At 71.2% G+C, this 13,822-nt stretch carries 14 protein-coding genes, 2 tRNA genes and 1 other RNA gene; 13 read left to right on the top strand and 4 right to left on the bottom strand.

The window, feature by feature from the left end; translation table 11 throughout:
- The first annotated feature begins 112 nt into the window (after positions 1–112).
- On the top strand, positions 113–811 hold the full coding sequence (locus ACNTMW_RS21435; protein WP_426635491.1) for a glycosyltransferase family 2 protein: 699 nt from the start codon (positions 113–115) through the stop codon (positions 809–811).
- A gap of 75 nt (positions 812–886) precedes the next feature.
- On the opposite strand, the gene ACNTMW_RS21430 is transcribed toward ACNTMW_RS21435, so the two are convergent.
- Entirely contained in the window at positions 887–1,657 is a 771-nt protein-coding gene (locus tag ACNTMW_RS21430) for a M23 family metallopeptidase (RefSeq protein ID WP_426635540.1), read from the bottom strand.
- Between the two features lie 398 nt (positions 1,658–2,055).
- Here ACNTMW_RS21430 and ACNTMW_RS21425 point away from each other — a divergent pair, with 398 nt between their 5' ends.
- From ACNTMW_RS21425 to ACNTMW_RS21410, 4 genes are all read left to right on the top strand, one after another.
- Positions 2,056–2,403, top strand: a complete 348-nt coding sequence (locus ACNTMW_RS21425; protein WP_426635539.1) for a hypothetical protein — start codon at positions 2,056–2,058, stop codon at positions 2,401–2,403.
- 161 nt (positions 2,404–2,564) lie between these two features.
- The gene (locus ACNTMW_RS21420) at positions 2,565–2,732 is read left to right on the top strand and encodes a hypothetical protein (RefSeq protein ID WP_426635490.1); all 168 of its coding nucleotides are present in this window, start codon (positions 2,565–2,567) and stop codon (positions 2,730–2,732) included.
- A 215-nt stretch (positions 2,733–2,947) separates the two neighbouring features.
- On the top strand, positions 2,948–3,478 hold the full coding sequence (locus ACNTMW_RS21415; protein ID WP_426635489.1) for a tRNA adenosine deaminase-associated protein: 531 nt from the start codon (positions 2,948–2,950) through the stop codon (positions 3,476–3,478).
- Positions 3,479–3,525: 47 nt separating this feature from the next.
- On the top strand, positions 3,526–3,981 hold the full coding sequence (locus ACNTMW_RS21410; RefSeq protein WP_426635538.1) for a nucleoside deaminase: 456 nt from the start codon (positions 3,526–3,528) through the stop codon (positions 3,979–3,981).
- A gap of 110 nt (positions 3,982–4,091) precedes the next feature.
- Here the strand turns inward: ACNTMW_RS21410 and deoD are convergent, their stop codons facing one another.
- Positions 4,092–4,799, bottom strand: coding sequence for a purine-nucleoside phosphorylase (gene deoD / locus ACNTMW_RS21405; protein ID WP_426635488.1), 708 nt, complete (start codon positions 4,797–4,799; stop codon positions 4,092–4,094).
- A 74-nt stretch (positions 4,800–4,873) separates the two neighbouring features.
- Between deoD and ACNTMW_RS21400 the strand changes: the two genes are divergently transcribed.
- Positions 4,874–4,960 (top strand) — tRNA-Ser (locus ACNTMW_RS21400).
- A 223-nt stretch (positions 4,961–5,183) separates the two neighbouring features.
- Here the strand turns inward: ACNTMW_RS21400 and ACNTMW_RS21395 are convergent.
- Positions 5,184–6,803, bottom strand: coding sequence for a methyl-accepting chemotaxis protein (locus ACNTMW_RS21395; RefSeq protein ID WP_426635537.1), 1,620 nt, complete (start codon positions 6,801–6,803; stop codon positions 5,184–5,186).
- Positions 6,804–7,283: 480 nt separating this feature from the next.
- Between ACNTMW_RS21395 and ACNTMW_RS21390 the strand changes: the two genes are divergently transcribed.
- Positions 7,284–7,745, top strand: coding sequence for a hypothetical protein (locus ACNTMW_RS21390; RefSeq protein ID WP_426635487.1), 462 nt, complete (start codon positions 7,284–7,286; stop codon positions 7,743–7,745).
- A 326-nt stretch (positions 7,746–8,071) separates the two neighbouring features.
- On the opposite strand, the gene ACNTMW_RS21385 is transcribed toward ACNTMW_RS21390, so the two are convergent.
- A tRNA-Ser gene (locus ACNTMW_RS21385) sits at positions 8,072–8,159 on the bottom strand.
- Between the two features lie 51 nt (positions 8,160–8,210).
- Here ACNTMW_RS21385 and ffs point away from each other — a divergent pair.
- The 6 genes from ffs to ACNTMW_RS21355 all read left to right on the top strand — a co-directional run bounded on the left by ffs (position 8,211) and on the right by ACNTMW_RS21355 (position 13,772).
- Positions 8,211–8,307: signal recognition particle sRNA small type (gene ffs / locus ACNTMW_RS21380), an RNA gene on the top strand.
- Between the two features lie 60 nt (positions 8,308–8,367).
- Positions 8,368–10,965, top strand: a complete 2,598-nt coding sequence (locus tag ACNTMW_RS21375) for a DNA polymerase III subunit gamma and tau (RefSeq protein ID WP_426635486.1) — start codon at positions 8,368–8,370, stop codon at positions 10,963–10,965.
- Positions 10,962–11,378 carry a GNAT family N-acetyltransferase gene (locus ACNTMW_RS21370; RefSeq protein ID WP_426635485.1) on the top strand — a complete coding sequence of 139 codons (417 nt, stop codon included), beginning with the start codon at positions 10,962–10,964 and terminating at the stop codon, positions 11,376–11,378. The genes ACNTMW_RS21375 and ACNTMW_RS21370 overlap by 4 nt, the downstream gene beginning before the upstream one ends.
- 35 nt (positions 11,379–11,413) lie before the next feature.
- Positions 11,414–11,737: a YbaB/EbfC family nucleoid-associated protein gene (locus ACNTMW_RS21365; protein WP_426635484.1), complete on the top strand. Its 324-nt coding sequence runs from the start codon at positions 11,414–11,416 to the stop codon at positions 11,735–11,737.
- Between the two features lie 7 nt (positions 11,738–11,744).
- Complete coding sequence (gene recR, locus ACNTMW_RS21360) at positions 11,745–12,338, top strand: recombination mediator RecR (protein ID WP_426635483.1); 594 nt, start codon at positions 11,745–11,747, stop codon at positions 12,336–12,338.
- Between the two features lie 459 nt (positions 12,339–12,797).
- Entirely contained in the window at positions 12,798–13,772 is a 975-nt protein-coding gene (locus ACNTMW_RS21355) for an ABC transporter permease (protein ID WP_426635482.1), read from the top strand.
- Positions 13,773–13,822: the final 50 nt, after the last annotated feature.

The following is a 13,822-nucleotide window of genomic DNA, read 5'->3' as shown; positions in this document are numbered from 1 at the left end:
TCGGACCGGCACCTGAGGTCATGGGCGGCGGCTGTGAACGTGTGGACCGCCGCCGATCGCGAGACTTTAGGCTATGTCCGTCCGTCCTCGAGTCGAACTTCCGGAGTACGCAGTGAAGCTGTCCATCCTCATGCCGGTGTACAACGAGGAAGCTCGGCTCGCCGAGGCGCTCAAGCAGGCTCTCGACGTCAACTACCCGTGTGACGTGGAGCTCGTCGTCGTCGACGACGGCAGCTCCGACGGTACCCGGGAGATCCTCGGCCGCACCGATGATCCCCGGCTACGGGTGGTCCTGCACGAGCGCAACCAGGGCAAGGGCGCCGCGATCCGGACGGCGGTCGCCCAGGCCGTCGGCGACTACCTGGTCATCCTCGACGCCGACCTCGAGTACGACCCCCAGGACATCCCCCGCCTGCTCGCCCCGATCCTCGAGGGCAAGGCCACCGTGGTCTACGGGAATCGGACCTTCGGCGGGCACAGCTCCTTCTCGTTCTGGTACGTGATGGGCAACAAGGGCGTCACCACGGCCGCCAACATCCTCTTCAACTGCTACATCGGCGACCTGGAGACCTGCTTCAAGGTGATGCCCCTCGACCTGTACCGGTCGCTGAACATCAAGTCGAAGGGCTTCGGCATGGAGGCCGAGGTCACCGGCAAGCTGCTGCGCAACGGCTACCGCCCGTACGAGCTGCCGATCAGCTACCGGGCCCGGAGCCGGGAAGAAGGCAAGAAGATCACCTGGAAGGACGGCGTCGAGGCGCTGTGGATCCTGCTCCGCGAGCGGGTGCGCCGGCCCATGCTGTCCAGGTGACCCCTGCCGGGTGACACCCCCCCGCCGGGTCGTTGCCCGGGGGTGACTTCCGCCGGGGGGTGACGTGCGCCGGGCTCAGCGGGTACCCGGCGTGGGCGCCGTGGGGCAGCCGTGGTCGCGCTGCCAGGCGGCGGCTTCGTCGGCGGGGGAGAGGTTGCCGCCGGCCCGCCAGGAGTCCAGGTACCTCCACGGGAAGATCACACCTCGGCGTACCCACCAGTCACCGGTGCGCTGGCAGACCGGTGAGATGCCGAAGTGCAGATGGCACACCTGGCTGGAGTTCCCCGTCTTGCCGACCACGCCGATCTGGATACCGGCGCGGAGCCGGGTGCCGGCGTCGACGCCGGGGTCGATGGCCGCCAGATGTGAGCCGTAGTAGCGCACGCCGTCGTCGCCGCGGATCGACACGGACAGGCCGCCCTTGTCCGCGCCGTCCGGGTGAGCCGGGTCGAACCGGTCCACCCGGTTCACCTCGAGGACCACGCCGTCCGCCGGCGCCTGTACCGCCGATCCGCACGCGGCGAAGATGTCGGTCGCCGGGTAGTCGTGGTGGGTGCGGCCGTAGTCGGCCCGGCCGGCCACCGGGAACACGTGGTGCACGTCGGCCACCGGCGGCGGGTCGGCGCCGGGAGGCACGGAGGCTGCGGGCGTGCCGGAGGACCCGGGTACGGCGGCCGGCGGAGGCGTCTGCCGCGCGGAAGGCCCGCCGCTCGCGACCGGCGTGCCGGTGACGGGAACGCCGGCCGGGCGTTCCGTGGACGTACCGCCGCAGCCGCCGGCCAGGGCGACCACGAGCAGGCCGGCGGCCAGGATCCGTACGGTCGGGCCGGCCGTCGGTGTACGCAGGAGGTGGTGGCGCATCCGATCATGGTGCCAGCCACGCGCTGTGCGTGGGTCGAGGTGCCGCCACCGGTGAGATCCACCCCGACTCGGCGCTAGGCTGCGATGCGGTGGACAGTGACATGAGCGACGACGCGGCCGGCACGGACCCGGGCCGGCCGTCGCCGTGGGCGCCGCCCGGCAGCGGCGCCTCCACCGGTCCGCCGGAGAAGACGACGTCCGGGCCGGAACCGGGCGTGGTCCCGGGAGTACCGGTAGCTTCGCCGGCGCCGCCGGTGCCCTCCGCGCCGCCCGTGCGATCCGCGCCGCCCGTGCGACCCGCGCCGCCCGGCTGGCCGCCGCAGGCCGGTGCGCCACCGGCCGCCGGCTGGCCGCCGCCGGGACCGTACGGACCGCCCTACCGGTTGCCCCGGCGCGAGGCGATCCGGCTGCCGTCGGGGCTGTTCCCGGTCGGCCCGCCGCGTCCGGTCTTCCGGGAACCGTTCCCGATCCGGGGCGGGGCCGTCGCCCTGGGCATGGTGGCCGGCGGGCTGTGGATGATGCTGTTCGGACTGCTCGGGTCCGACGCCGGCGGGTACGCCTGGATCAGTATCGCCGCGGGGCTGGTCGCCTGGGTCGTGGCCGCGGTGCTCGCCCGCATGGGGGACCGGGGCGCGGCCGTCGGCCTCGCCGTGTCGACGGCCGTCGGTCTGGCCATCGCGATGATCGTGGTCGCGGTACGGTGGGCCGCCGGCGACTGGGTGCTCTGGTGACAGGTCCGGATCCGACGGCCGTACCGATCGGCGGCCGCGCGGGTACCCGCCGTGCCCTTCCGGCCGCACACGGTACCGCTCCGGGTAGCCGTTCGTGCCTGGATGATTGCTGAAGGTACGCCACCTTGACGTACGGGCGGCGGGCCTTCAGTCTCGGCCGTATGGCTTTGACGCTGCAGCGGCTCGACCCGGACCGGCGCCGCCGTCGGCTCCGGCTCCTCGCCGAGCTGGCCGACGCGAAGGCGCTGCGTGACCGGGTGCAGCCCCGCGGGGCGCGTACCGACCGGCTGCGGGAACTCATCGCCAGGCGCCGTCGCCTCGCCGGTTAGGCGTACCGATCCGCGACCGGCGGTGGCACCGCCGCGACCGGGGCGGGTGGTGGCGTCATGGTCATCACTCCATCGTGCGACACGACGGGGTGTCAGCGCGCAGTCGGCGGGCAGCGGACACCCTGGCTGCATATTCTCGGCTAGCGTCCACTCGTGGGGACATACGCTGATCTCATAGGGTTCCCGCAGTACCGACCACATCGACCGGGGGGACCGTGTCGTACTTCGCTGCTGCCGCCGTCCGCGGTCCGGACGGCTGGATCGCGACCGAAATGGATCTGTCCGGGGCCGCGGACATCGACGAGGTGGCCGACCTGCTCCGCGACGCCGAGCCCGACGCGGAGGTGTCGCTGCTCTTCGTCGAGTCCGACGAGACCTACCTCGCGATCCTGCGCCTCGACGAGGGTGAGGACCTGAGGGTCTTCGGATCCGACTCGACGTTCGCCGAGGAGTCCCGCCTCGGTGCGCTGCTGCTCGGTGACGTCGAGGAGCCTGCCATCGACATCGACCGGGCCACCGGCGAGGCGCGGAGCGTCCGGCACGGCGCCGATGAGGAGGAGCCGGGCGCGGCCGGGGCCGGCATCGAGCCCATCGGCGACCCTGATCTGCTGTCGGACCTGGGCATGCCCGCGCGCCGGCTGCTGGAACTGTGCGCGCGGGAGGGCATGCTGCCGTCGGACGTGACCGCCGAGGTGTGCCAGGTCATCGGGTGCGGCGACGAGATGGAGGAGTTGCGCGAGGGGTGAGCCGGTCCCCCGAGGTTGCCGGGCGGCGGGTCCGGCACGAGGCATGGATGCGGCGGGCCCTGGAGGTCGCCGTTCCGCTCCGACCGATCGGCGGTGCGGCGCCCGACGCCGACGACGTCCCGGTCGGTGCGGTCCTGTACGGGCCGGACGGACGGGAGCTCGCGACCGGTCGCAACGAGCGGGAGCTGACCGGCGACCCGACCGGCCACGCCGAGATCGTCGCGATGCGTCGGGCGGCGGCCGTCCACGGTGACGGCTGGCACCTCGACGGATGCACGCTGGTGGTCACCCTCGAACCGTGCACGATGTGTGCCGGCGCGCTGGTCCTGGCCCGCGTGCGGACGCTCGTCTTCGGTGCCTGGGAGCCCAAGACGGGGGCCGTCGGGTCGCTGTGGGACGTGGTACGCGACCGGCGGCTCACCCACCGGCCCGAGGTGTACGCCGGGGTACTCGAAGCCGAATGCGCGGCGTTGCTGCTGGACTTCTTCGCCCGGCGGCGCTGAGTTCCGATCAGGCCCCTTGATCGTCACAACTTCCGGGAAGTCGTGGTCTCCGGGGGTGCCGAGACCACGACTTCGGGAAAGTTGTGACGATCAAGGAGAGACGATCACGTTCAGGCGATGATCGTGTCGAGCGCGATCTCCACCATCTGGTTGAAGGTCTGCTCGCGCTCCTCGGAGCTGGTCTTCTCACCGGTGCGGATGTGGTCGCTGACGGTCAGGACGGTCAGCGCCCGGGCCTTGTACCGGGCCGCGATCGTGTAGATCGCCGCGGACTCCATCTCCACGGCCAGCACGCCGTAGTCGGCGAGCCGGTCGTACAGGTCGGGCCGGTCGGTGTAGAACGCGTCGGCGGCCAGCACCGGGCCGACGGTCATCTCGACGCCCCTGGCCGCGGCCATGTCCACCGCGGTGCGCAGCAGCCCGAAGTCGGCTACCGGCGCGTAGTCGACCAGGCCGTCGAAGCGCACCCGGTTCATCGCCGAGTCGGTGCTCGAGGCGCTGGCCGCGATCACGTCGCGGAGGCCCAGGTCGTGGGAGAGCGCGCCGCAGCTGCCGACCCGGATGACCGTCTTGACACCATATTCGTTGATCAGTTCGTGCGTGTAGATCGAAGCCGACGGCATGCCCATGCCGGAGCCCTGCACCGAGACGGGTACGCCACGGTACGTCCCGGTGAAGCCGAACATGTTGCGGACCGTCGAGTAGCACTTCGCGTCGTCGAGGAAGTGCTCGGCGATCCACTTTGCGCGCAGCGGGTCGCCCGGTAGGAGGACCCGCTCCGCGATCTCACCCGGCTTGGCGCCGATATGCGTACTCATGCCGTTGATCCTGCCAGGCGGCTTCGGCGTGGGGTGCGCGACAACCCGTTGGCGCGTCATGTACCCTTCTCGGCGGTGGTGTGTCCGAGTGGCCTAAGGAGCACGCCTCGAAAGCGTGTGAGGGGGCAACCCCTCCGCGGGTTCAAATCCCGCCGCCACCGCTTGTGAACAGGTCGAACGGCCGGGCAGCCCCAGGAGGGCGGCCCGGCCGTTGATCTTTGAACCCAGCCGGGCGGATACCGGCCGTGATCCCACCCGGGCGGATGCCGGACGGGCGGTGCGGTCGTGCCCTGACGTCACTGCACGGCTGACAGCACGAAGGCCGGGACCTGGTGTGGTCCGGGCCTCCTGCTTGCCGGTCGGCGCTGGTCGTCCGGTCGGCCGTCAGTACCGGAAGCGGCCCACGAGCTGCTGCAGCTCGCTACCCATCCGGGCCAGGTCGGCGGCGGCGCGGTTGGTCTCGGCGATGCCCGTGTTGGTCGACTGGGCGGCGGTGGCCACGCCGGTGATGTTGCCGGCGATGTCGGCGGCGCCGGTGGATGCCTCGGCGACGTTCCGGACCATCTCGCTGGTGGTGGCGCTCTGTTCCTCGACGGCAGAGGCGATCATCGTGGAGTAGTCGTTGATCCGGCCGATGACGTCGCCGATGCGGCCGATCGCCTCGACGGCATGACCAGCATCACCCTGGATGACGTGGATGCGCCGGGCGATGTCCTCGGTGGCGCGCGCGGTCTCCTGGGCGAGGTCCTTGACCTCGCTGGCGACCACGGCGAAGCCCTTGCCGGCCTCGCCGGCGCGGGCCGCCTCGATGGTGGCGTTGAGGGCGAGCAGGTTCGTCTGCTCGGCGATCGAGGTGATGAGCTTGATCACGTTGCCGATCTCCGCCGAGGACGTACCGAGCTGGTTGATCGTGGTGCTGGCTGAGCCGGCCGCCTGGACCGCCTCCTGGGCGACACGGGCCGCCTCGGTGGCGTTCGACGAGATCTCGCCGATCGAGGCGCCCATCTGCTCGGCGCCGGAGGCGAGGGTCTGTACGTTGCGGCTGATGTGATCGGCGGCCTCCGAGACGATGCCGGCCTGGCTGGAGGTCTGCGCCGAGGACTCGGTGATCTGCTTGCTGACCGCGGCCAGCTCCTCGCCGGAGCCGGCCAGCGCCTGGGCGCTGTCGGCCACCGCGCCGACCATCTCGCGCAGCCGGGCGGTGGCGGTGTCGAGGCCGCATGCCATCCGGCCCAGCTCGTCACCGCTGTGTACGTCGGCTGAGCGGGTCAGGTCGCCCTCGGCGAGCCGCTCCACCACCCCGGAGACCTTGCGGACGGAGCCGATGATCGAGCGTACGGTGATCAGCGCGAGCAGGACGGACAGCACGATGCCGACCGCCGCGGTCGTCAGCACCGTGACGAGCGCGGTGTCGTACGCGGCGGTGTTGGCCTTCATTCGGGCGGTCACCCGCTGGTTCGAGCTGGCGATCAGCTTGTCGAGGTCGGTCTGGATCTGCGCCGAGAGCGGCTTGACCTTCTGGGTGCGGATGATCCCGAACTCGACCATCTTGCCGGCCCAGCCGAGCGGGATGAGCTGGTTGGCGACGACGTCGTTGTAGGACGTCCACGACTTGCTGAGGTCGTCCAGGGTGGCCCGCTCCTCGGCCGACAGGTCGTTGCGGCCGTAGGTGGCGAGGGCGCTCTCCATCGCGGTGACGTCCTTGAGGTACGCCTGGTGCTCGGGGCTGCTGGCGTCCGTGGCCATGGTCTGGTCGGCGAGGCTGTCGACCCGGGTCTGGAGGAAGGCCCGGCGGATCTCGCTGAGGTTCACGATCGGGGTGATGGCCCCGTCGCGGATCTGCTGGGCGCTGTCGCGCAGGGTGGCCATCCGGGCCAGTGCGACCGCCAGGACCAGGCCGGTCGTCAGGCACGCCACCAGGAGGCTGGCCAGGATTTTCGTGGTCACGCTCCGGTCGGCGAACCAGTTGGTACGTTCCTTGCCCGCCGTGGTGTCGATGGCCATACGGTCCACTCCGATCCATGTTGTTGCTCGCGCAAAGTGCATGATCGCGCCAAAAGGGACGAGATCTCGACCGGAGTGATCGGCCGGCGGATGGAGTGATTGAGGACACTCGGACCGAGGTGATCCAGGGCACGCGGGGGACGTACGGCGAGGTCCGCTCCCGCGACTGCTCCCCGCGCGTCCGGTTCGGTCGACCGCGTCTGACCGGCGCGTGGATCGCCGCGCGGATGAACCGGGCCGGCGGCCGTGGCCCGCTCGGCATGTCATCGATGTGATGCATTGACATACTTCGTGCTATGCCGGCGGCGGGCGCACGCCCTGGCCTCTAGGCTCCATCACGCGTCCGAGCGAAATGAATCACTTGAAGAGGTGCATGGGATTGCGTGGCCACAGCGGCACGTACGAGATCAGGGGATGAGCGTGGCTGAGTCGCGGCCCACGCGCGGGCGACGTCTATGGGTGTGGCTCATCGTGTCGACCGTGTCGATCGTGGCGCTCGTGATCGTCCTCGGTGGCCTCGTGGTGTGGCGGGGGCGCGCGCTCGTCGACGGGCGCGCGTACCCGGGCAGCTCGCTGTTCAGGTCGCTCGAGGGTACGGCCGACAAATTCCACATCACGTTGCCGGACTGCCCGGTCGAGAACCTGCACTACTACTACTACGACGCCGTCATCGGGGGCACGGCTTTCCTCACCTTCACGGCCGACGAGACCTGTGTGCGTTCGTTCCTGGAGCGCAACGATCTCCGTGGCGGTTCACCCGGGCCGGCCGACCGGATACCGCTGGCGCACGATCCGGACGTCCGGAAGTGGGGCTGGCCGCTGACGCCTGACCGTACCGTCGTGACCTACCTCGGCCACCCGAAGCCGGACGCCGACTTCCGGGTCTCCGTGGAGACGGAGGGAACGAAACAGACCGTCTACTCGACGGTCTTCGAGTACTGACTTCGGCCGGATCATCGCGCTTCGGCCGGGTCATCGCCCGACGGTCACGGCGACGGCGGAGCGGGAAGGCGACGACGGTGCCTTCCCGCTCCAGCGTCGAGCCGTACTGTGATCTGTGCCACCATCCCTCTTCTTTGCGGGCTGGAGGGGCCCGGCGACGGCCGGCAGCGCCGGAGAAATCGCAGGTGAACGTCGTGAGGTACGCCATCGGATGCGCCTTACCGACCGCTGGGCGGTGTGCGACGAGGTGAGGGGTGGCTGGTGTGCCGTAGTCGCACGCAGGGCCGGTCCGTGGCGGACCGGCCCTGCGTTTTGCCTTTTCAGGCTGGCGGAGGATACGAGATTCGAACTCGTGAGGGTGTGAACCCAACACGCTTTCCAAGCGTGCGCCCTAGGCCTCTAGGCGAATCCTCCGCCGAGAAGGATACCCATAGCGTCCGCCGCCGCGGAACCGGGTACAGTAGGTGTCGCCCCTCGTGCGGCGTACATCCTGTGAACTCCCCCAGGGCCGGAAGGCAGCAAGGGTAAGCGGGCTCTGACGGGTGCACGGGGGGCCCCTTTTTGTCGGGCATAGGCGCTACCGTGGCGTGCGGCCCCGATGACGGCGGCGAGGAGGTCGCAGATGGCGCTCGCGCTTTACCGCAAGTACCGTCCACGCACCTTCGCCGAGGTCATCGGCCAGGAGCACGTGACCGAGCCACTGGCCCAGGCGCTGCGCAGTGGCCGGCTGCACCACGCCTACCTCTTCTCCGGGCCGCGCGGCTGCGGCAAGACCAGCAGCGCCCGGATCCTGGCCCGCTCGCTCAACTGTGAGAAGGGGCCGACCCCGGAGCCGTGCGGGGAGTGCCAGTCCTGCCGCGACCTGGCTCCCGACGGTTCCGGTTCGATCGACGTCATCGAGATCGACGCGGCCTCCCACGGTGGCGTGGACGATGCCCGCGACCTGCGGGAACGGGCGTTCTTCGCACCGGTCAGCAGCCGCTTCAAGGTGTACGTGATCGACGAGGCTCACATGGTCTCGTCCGCTGGCTTCAACGCCCTGCTGAAGTTGGTCGAGGAGCCGCCGGAGTACGTCAAGTTCGTGTTCGCGACGACCGAGCCGGAGAAGGTGCTCGGCACGATCAAGTCGCGTACCCACCACTACCCCTTCCGGCTCATCCCGCCCGGCGTGCTCCGACCGTACCTGGAGAAGCTCTGCGAGGGCGAGGGGGTCCAGGTCGAGCCCGCGGTCTTCCCGCTGGTGGTGCGCGCCGGTGGCGGCAGTGCCCGGGACACCCTGTCGGTGCTCGACCAGCTCATCGCCGGCGCCGGCCCCGAGGGGGTCAGCTACGCCCGTGCCGTGGCCCTGCTCGGGGTCACCGACGTCGCCCTGATCGACGAGATGTGCGACGCGCTCGCCGCCGGTGACGGTGCCGCCGCGTACGCCACCGTCGACCGCGTCGCCGAGGCCGGGCACGACCCGCGCCGGTTCGCCTCCGACCTGCTGGAACGGCTGCGTGACCTGATCGTCTTGCAGCAGGTACCGGACGCGGTCACCAAGGGGCTGCTCGACGCCCCCGACGACCAGCTCGATCGGATGGCTGCCCAGGCCGCGCGGATCGGCCCGGCGACGCTGTCGCGCTTCGCCGACATCGTCCATGGCGGCCTTACGGAGATGCGTGGCACCACCGCGCCCCGGCTGCTGCTGGAGCTGGTCACCGCGCGCATGTTGCTGCCCGGCGCCGACGACTCGTCCGTCGCCCTGTTGCAACGGCTGGAGCGCATGGAGCGCCGGTTGGGTGCGGTGGGGGAGGCAGCCACGGCCGGTCTCGCCGCGCCGGTGGCCGCCCCGCCGGCTCCCGCGCCGCCGCCCGCCGCGCCGCCGCCCGCCGCGCCGTCACCCGCCGCCGCGCCGTCACCCGCCGCCGCGCCGCCACCGGCTCCCGCGCCGCCGGCTGCCGCGTCGCCGCCCGCCGCCGCGCCGCCACCGGCTCCCGCGCCGCCGGCCGCCGTGTCGCCGCCCGCCGCCGCGCCGCCGGCTGCCGTGTCGCCGCCCGCCGCCGCGCCGCTCGGTCGGGGTGCTCCCCACCAACCGCCATCCGGCGACGCTCCCGGTCACGCGACACCGGTCGGTCAGCCGTCCGACGAGGCCCGCGCGCCGGGAATCCTCGACGCCGCTGCCGTCCGGCGGGTCTGGGACGAGATCGTCAGCGCCACCGGGCGTAAGAAGAAGGCCACCGCGGCGCTCGCGCGTGACGCGACCGTGCGCGAGGTCGAGGGCAACACCGTCGTTCTGCTGCTCCAGCACCGCCCCCTCGCCGAGATGCTTTCCAGGTCGGCCGACGTATTGAGCCAGGCGATGACCGAGGTCCTCGGGGGCACCTGGCAGGTGCGCTGCGAGGTCGGCGGCCCGCAGGGCGGGGCGCCGCGGGGCGCGGCTCCCGCGCGGGGCCCCGCCGGCCCCGCGCAGCCGGCCCCGCCACCCGCCCCGCCCGGCCACCCGGCCCCCGGGCCGCGCGCGAGCCAGGCCCCGGCCACCGGTGACGACGGCTGGCCGACGCCGGCCCGACCCGGCGGTGCGACCGCCGCCGCGCCGGCACCGACGGCCGTGGTGGACGACTGGCCCGAGCCGGCCCGCCCGGGCGGCCAGGCGCCGGCCGCTGCCCCGGCCGACAAGCCGGTGACGAGCGGCGTGGCCGAGTCCATGACGGCGGCCCGCACCGCCCCGGCCGGGCCACCCGCTACCGCTCAGCCGGCCGCCGCCGGCCGCCCGTTCACTGCCGACCAGCCATCCGCCGCCGCTCAGCCGGCCACCGCCGGCCGCCCGTCCGCCGCCGACCAGCCGCCTGCCACCGGCGCGTCCGGCGCTCGGTCCGCGGCGCTCGCCGCCGCGCGTGCCGCCGCGGCGGGTGCGGCCGGTCGCGTACCGGCCGGGAGCCGCCAGCCGGTCCCGGCCGAGGCCCCGGTCTCCCCGGCGCCCGCCGGTCCGGCCGGCCGCGGGGCCAACCGGGGGCCGAACGCCGGTGGCTTCCGGGACGCCGCCCCGGCGGACGAGCCGCCGTACGACCCGGACTACGACCCGCCGGTGTACGACCCGCAGTATCCCGGCTTCGACCCCGGCGACGAGCCGACCGACGAGGTCATCGACGAGCGGGTGGTCCGCGAGTCGAGTGAGGAGCAGGCGCTGCGGCTGCTTGCCGAGGCGCTGGGTGCGGAGAAGATCGACGACGGACGACGGTGAAAGAGAAGATCGTTTACCGCAGCGGATACGGGTACGAACCGGTTCCCCGGGCCGCCGACTTCTTCGAGGGCTGGCCGTCCCCGCCCACGCAGGCGACCTTCCAGGATGCGCTGCGCGGCAGCTACGCCGTGGAATTCGCCATCGTGGGGGACAGGGTCATCGGCTTCGTCAACGCGCTCTCCGACGGCGTGGCGGCCGCCTTCATCCCGTGGCTGGAGGTCGTACCCGAGTACCGCGGCCGTGGTGTCGGCGCCAAGCTCATGCGCCGCATGCTCGACCGGCTGGGCCACCTGTACTCCGTCGACCTGCTCTGCGACCCGCCGTTGGTCCGGTACTACCGGCGGTTCGGTCTGGAGCCGATCCAGGGTATGGGAATGCGAACGCCGCGTAATCTCAGCGGTACGACCGACTAGGCTGGCGAATCGCAGTCGACGTGAAGGAGTAACCCGTGCGCCCCGGTGGACAGCCGAACCTGCAGCAGCTGATGAAGCAGGCTCAGAAGATGCAGCAGCAGATGGCTGCGGCCCAGGCTCAGCTCGCGGAGACTGAGCTTACCGGTACCGCCGGTGGTGGACTGGTCACGGTGACGGTGACCGGCACGGGCGAGGTGACCGGTGTGAAGATCGACCCGAAGGCGGTCGACCCGGACGACGTCGAGACGCTCGAGGATCTGGTGCTCGCCGCGCTGCACAACGCCGCGGACCAGGCGCGCACGCTCACCGAGCAGAAGATGGGTCCACTCGCGGGCGGCCTCGGCCTCCCCGGAATGTAGGCGGGTCGTGTACGAAGGCGCAATCCAGGATCTGATCGACGAACTCGGCCGGTTACCCGGTATCGGGCCGAAGAGTGCCCAGCGCATCGCCTTCCACGTCCTGGCCGCGGACGCGGTGGACGTCAAGCGGCTGGCCGCGGCGCTGCACCGGGTCAAGGACCTGGTGAAGTTCTGCGCGACCTGCTACAACGTCGCCGAGTCCGAGCAGTGCCGGATCTGCCGCGACCCGCGCCGCACCAACGAGGTGCTGTGCGTGGTCGAGGAGCCCAAGGACGTGGTGGCGATCGAGCGTACCGGCGAGTTCCGCGGCCGGTACCACGTGCTCGGCGGCGCGATCAACCCGCTGGAGGGGGTCGGACCGGACAACCTCAAGGTCCGCGAGCTGATGACCCGGCTGTCCGCCGGTGACGTGAAGGAGCTGATCCTCGCCACCGACCCGAACACCGAGGGCGAGGCGACCGCGACCTACCTGGCGCTGCTGGTCAAGCCGATGGGGTTGAACGTCACCCGGCTGGCGAGCGGCCTTCCGGTCGGCGGCGACCTGGAGTACGCCGACGAGATCACGCTGGGCCGGGCGTTCGAGGGCCGGCGCGCGATCTGACCGACCGGCCACGTGCGAACCGACGCCCACCGCGCGACCGGGGCGCCCGGCGGGCGTCGGTTCGTCGGCGCATCCGGGACAGCCGTTGCTGTACCGGCTGTCATCCCATGGGTGGCGGCCGGCCGCCGAACGGATGATTCGCGGTCACGCCACCATCACGGTGTGGCCTGAACTTGGTTACGGCCGGGCATCCTGCACTTGACGCCAGGGAGTCTGGGCGACAGGGTTCCCCCATCGAAGACGACTGACCGAGTCTGTCTTCGGCTGTACTCCCTGCGAGGTCACGGTACGCGTGTCCTATGGTTGGGAGCCGCAGGAGTCCATGCAAGGGCGACCAGATCGGTTGCCGCCTGCAACGGGCCCCGGTTACGCCGACGTGGCAGTGATGCCCCGACGGTCGCTGCTGTGGCTCCGTGCGGCGGTCGGAGGAGGGGCACGGCGTTCATGACAGTCGGACCGGTGACATCGAGCACCGATGTGACGCCGCCAGCGCAGGAGGAGACGCCGGCCGCGAACGGCCAGGCGATCGAGGGCCGTTCGCTCGGCCGGATCGCCTGGACGCGGCTCAAGCGCGACAGGGTCGCCCTCGGCGGCGGCGTGGTCATCGTCTTCCTGATCCTGGTCGCCCTCCTGGCGCCGGTGCTCAACAAGTTCTTCGGCCACCCGGTGAACGAGTACCACCAGGACAAGATCGACGCGAACCTCGGCGGTATCCCGCCGATCGGGACCTGGGGCGGGATCAGCGCGGACTACCTGCTCGGCGTGCAGCCGGTGACCGGTCGCGACCTGTTCAGCCAGATCATCTACGGCGCACAGACCTCCCTGCTCATCGCGCTGCTCGCCACGGTGCTGGCGGTGTTCATCGGTATCGTGGTCGGCATCACCGCCGGCTTCTTCGGCGGCTGGGTCGACTCGCTGTTCAGCCGCTTCATGGACCTGATCCTGGCGTTCCCGCTGATTCTCTTCGCGATCGCGCTGATCTCCGTCCTCCCCCCGACGTACTGGTACCGCGTCACCGTCATCGTACTAATCATCGGCGGATTTAGTTGGCCCTATATTGGTCGCATCGTGCGCGGTCAGGCGCTCTCGCTGCGCGAGCGGGAGTTCGTCGAGGCGGCGCGGAGCATCGGCGCCAGCAACTTCCGCATCATCTTCCGGGAACTGCTGCCCAACCTGGCGGCGCCGATCCTGGTCTACTCGACGTTGATCATCCCGACGAACATCCTCTTCGAGGCGGCCCTGTCGTTCCTCGGCGTCGGTGTGCCGTCGCCCACCCCGTCGTGGGGCCGGCTGCTGTCGGACGCGGTCAACTACTACGAGCACGACCCGATGTACATGCTCGTTCCCGGCATGGCGATCTTCATTACCGTGCTGGCCTTCAACCTCTTCGGCGACGGCCTGCGCGATGCGCTCGACCCCAAGTCGAACCGCTGAGCGCCGGGCCCTACGTCGAACCGCCGAGCACCGGGCCCCACGGGCGAACC

Origin of the sequence: Planosporangium spinosum (assembly GCF_049999945.1) — a bacterium.
Lineage (GTDB): Bacteria > Actinomycetota > Actinomycetes > Mycobacteriales > Micromonosporaceae > Planosporangium > Planosporangium spinosum.
The sequence above is the reverse complement of the archived record's forward strand: the minus strand, read 5'-3'. Positions and strand labels throughout refer to the sequence as shown.

Excerpts from the sequence above, each read along its gene's own strand:
- ACNTMW_RS21420 (WP_426635490.1), top strand. The coding sequence starts at position 2,565 with ATGGCTTTGACGCTGCAGCGGCTCGACCCGGACCGGCGCCGCCGTCGG.
- ACNTMW_RS21410 (WP_426635538.1), top strand. The coding sequence starts at position 3,526 with ATGCGGCGGGCCCTGGAGGTCGCCGTTCCGCTCCGACCGATCGGCGGT.
- deoD (WP_426635488.1), bottom strand. The coding sequence starts at position 4,799 with ATGAGTACGCATATCGGCGCCAAGCCGGGTGAGATCGCGGAGCGGGTC.
- ACNTMW_RS21395 (WP_426635537.1), bottom strand. The coding sequence starts at position 6,803 with ATGGCCATCGACACCACGGCGGGCAAGGAACGTACCAACTGGTTCGCC.
- ACNTMW_RS21375 (WP_426635486.1), top strand. The coding sequence starts at position 8,368 with ATGGCGCTCGCGCTTTACCGCAAGTACCGTCCACGCACCTTCGCCGAG.